Annotated in this window: 3 protein-coding genes; all 3 read right to left on the bottom strand. The window is 57.5% G+C overall.

Annotated features, from left to right (window positions below; genetic code table 11):
• Window positions 1–836: 836 nt before the first annotated feature.
• On the bottom strand, window positions 837–1160 hold the full coding sequence (gene flgM, locus V6C16_RS10605; protein WP_333536257.1) for a flagellar biosynthesis anti-sigma factor FlgM: 324 nt from the start codon (window positions 1158–1160) through the stop codon (window positions 837–839).
• Window positions 1161–1201: 41 nt separating this feature from the next.
• Entirely contained in the window at window positions 1202–1651 is a 450-nt protein-coding gene (locus V6C16_RS10600) for a DVU0524 family FlgM-associated protein (protein WP_333536255.1), read from the bottom strand.
• A 284-nt stretch (window positions 1652–1935) separates the two neighbouring features.
• Window positions 1936–2942 (bottom strand): MFS transporter (locus V6C16_RS10595; protein WP_333543171.1); only part of this gene is annotated, 1007 nt, incomplete at its 5' end.

Raw genomic sequence — 2942 nt, 5'->3', positions numbered from 1 at the left:
AGAAGAGTGTAGTATGATGGCTCAAGTCCAAAATCTCCTTGTGTGGCAAGTTGTTGTGGTAACTTCTTATACCACATACTGCTGAGATTTTGGACTTTTTTGTTACCCCTTAGCCGGACAGCAATGATATATGCTCTTGCCACACTCTATCTACAGCATTTCGTACCGGATTCACGCCCGCCCAAAGCGGTCTCAATGGCCTTGCCGCAGAGCGGCACGCCCAAAGAGCATGAGGGAAGACGCATAATGATGCCAAACTGACGGCACGTAGTCGAGAAAAAATGGCGCACCGAATGCATCCAACCAGTTGCCGCGTGGCTGCTGGCCGTGATGCATCCTGCAAGCTCAGAATTGCATAAAGAAATGGGAAGGCTGCCGGAACAAGGCTGTCCGGCGTATTTTACCGCTGAGAATATGCATTCCCAACGTTTTATAACGCTCACTACGGCAACAGCCGACAGATGCCCGACGCAGCCGCCACAGCCCGCAGGCTCTGGCGGCTGCGTGAGCAGACGTTCGCTACGGAGGCGTAAGCGCAGTTTATCTGCGCGGTTAAACGCCGAAGTGAGCGTGCCTTAAACTTTGAGAATATACATTCTCAAAGTTAATCTGCTCTAGACATTGTCGTCACGAGATGAATTTGCTTGGTATATCAAGGAGAACGAGCCTTTTATGCAGGAGTGTACTCTTATGGTACTCGACCGGAATAAAAGGCGAAGTTCGACGCAGAGATACCGGGAAAGGCGCTCGTGACGACACTGTCTAAAGCCGCGCTTGCGCCTTTATGACGAGCGTCTGCCCGGACAACGCCGGAGTAACTTTAAGGTAAATCTGCTCTAAATGCGGAACAGGCCCGGTTCTTCGCGAACAAGGCTGGCTGCAATAAGGCGGCTATCGGGCTTGTAGGTGCCGTTGGCAACCTGAATGCGCAGGGATTCGACCTTTTCGGCACGCACGTCGGGAGCGCTCTGGGCCGCGCGACGGGCCTCGGTCATGAGCAGGGCATCCTGCGAAACGCTGACCGTGTCTCCCTGAGCCGCATCTTCGCCCACGGCTCCTGCGCGCGCCCTTGCACGCGCATCGGCCCTGGCTGCAGCATTTTTTTCCAGACCGGCCGCATAGGGATCAAAAAAACTGTTTGGCGTATTTTTTATTTCCATATCCTGCTCCACTGGCGGCACGTCCGGGCCGCTTCGTGTAATCAGCCGCGCTGATCAGTGCCGCGCGGCGGCTCTTCCAGCATGCTTTTGTCCACCTGTTCACGAATGATGCGCCACAGGGCATGCCGGGTTGTACGCTGTACGTCTTCCGACAAAGGTTCCATGCCGTCCGGCCCCTCGCCCACAATATGAAGCCGCTGGCCGGGCGGATAGGTGAAAACCACCTCTTGCCCCACTTCCTTGCCCAATTCCTTGCGGATATTTTCCACCACAGGGTTGTCGCTGCCGGTGAATATCAGCGTTTCGTACAGCTCACGGGCGACCTTTTCCACACAGGCCTTCCTGTGGGCGACAGGGTCCGGGTCATTCGGGTCTTCACCCTGGGCAAGTCGCCTGCGCACGCGAAAACGCGCAAGACGCCGGGCAGCCAGCAGTTGCTGCTCGTACCCCTGAAGCATCATGCGCAGTTTTGCGGAATTGGCGTCGGGCATGCATGTATCCGTCCTTGCTGTCTGTTCGGACGGGCCTGAAAAAACTTTAGACTTTACTGTCCCGGAAAATTCCAGGGCATTTTTTCCCTGAAATCTCGCAGCACAAAGAGCCTTCCGGCCACGCGCAGCCGCCGGGGGCAAACTCCTGGTCACAGATTGGTCGCAAGCCGCTCTCAGTCCGGCCCCTGCGGAGAAGACAAAACCGCCATGCCGCTGCGCCGTCGCACACCGCCATTATTCCCGCAAACGGGTTACGGATGCGGCTGAGGCAAAGCCGTGCTGCCTCAGTTACGGTTGCGGGCAAGCACGCAGCCCACAGCCAGCAGGTTGAGCACACCAAAAACCACAAGATCCAGATGCATGCTTTTCATGAAGGCATCCACCGTATCAGGCCCTGCGGGCCTGTCACCGAGGAAAAAGCCGAGGGTCAGGGTGATGACCGCCATGTTCACAAGCTGCCCGGCGGTACGCACCGCCCCGGTAAGCCCCGATGCCTGCCCCACATGTGTCGGGCCGGCGCTTTCCAGAATAATGGTGGTATTGGGCAGGGCAAAAAGACTTATACCCACGCCGAGCAGCCCCTGAGCCGCAAGGAGCACGCCGATGGGCGAATGCACCTCAAGAAAGGCCGAAACCAGCAGCCCCAGGCCGCACAGCCCCACCCCGACGGCGCTCACATGGCCGGGGTTGAATTTAAGGCACAGGCGGGCGGCCACGGGAGTTGTCAGCGCCTGTACCACCGACTGAAGGGCAAGAAACATTCCGGCCTGCTGCACCGTCATGCCAAGGCCGAACTGCAAATACAGGCTGAAGAAAAAAAGTATGCCGAAAAAAGAACTGTAATTGATAAAGGCCGCCAGGGAAGAAAGGGCAAAAACCCGGTTGCGGGCCAGCATGCGGATATCAAGGATGGGAAACTCGCTGCGCAGCTCCTTGATGCAGAAAATGACCATAAGCACCAGAAACGCGCCGAGCAGACAGCCCGCCATAACAGGATATGCGGCCAGTTCCGAGGAGCCGAAGGTAAGCGCCGTCATGGCAAGCCCGTAAATAAAGCAGCCTGTCCAGTCAAAGGGGCGTCCCTTGGCGGTACGCCAGTCCAGTTTGACGAAATACTTCATGAGCAGCAGAACGACCACAGAGGTGAGGGCATTGCCCCAGAAAAGCCAGCGCCAGCCAAGCCAGCCCGCCACAAAGCCCGCCACGGGCGGGCCACAGGCAATACCGGCATACACGGCCGCGCCGCTGTAGCCAAGGTAGATGGGACGTTTTTCCGCGGGTGCGGCCGAGG

The organism is Desulfovibrio sp. 1188_IL3213, assembly GCF_036763145.1.
Classification (GTDB): Bacteria; Desulfobacterota; Desulfovibrionia; order Desulfovibrionales; family Desulfovibrionaceae; genus Desulfovibrio.
Note: the sequence above shows the minus strand (reverse complement) of the source record. Positions and strands in the feature narration are given on the sequence as shown.

Coding starts and splice junctions, on each gene's coding strand:
- flgM (WP_333536257.1), bottom strand. CDS start 1,160: ATGGAAATAAAAAATACGCCAAACAGTTTTTTTGATCCCTATGCGGCC.
- V6C16_RS10600 (WP_333536255.1), bottom strand. CDS start 1,651: ATGCCCGACGCCAATTCCGCAAAACTGCGCATGATGCTTCAGGGGTAC.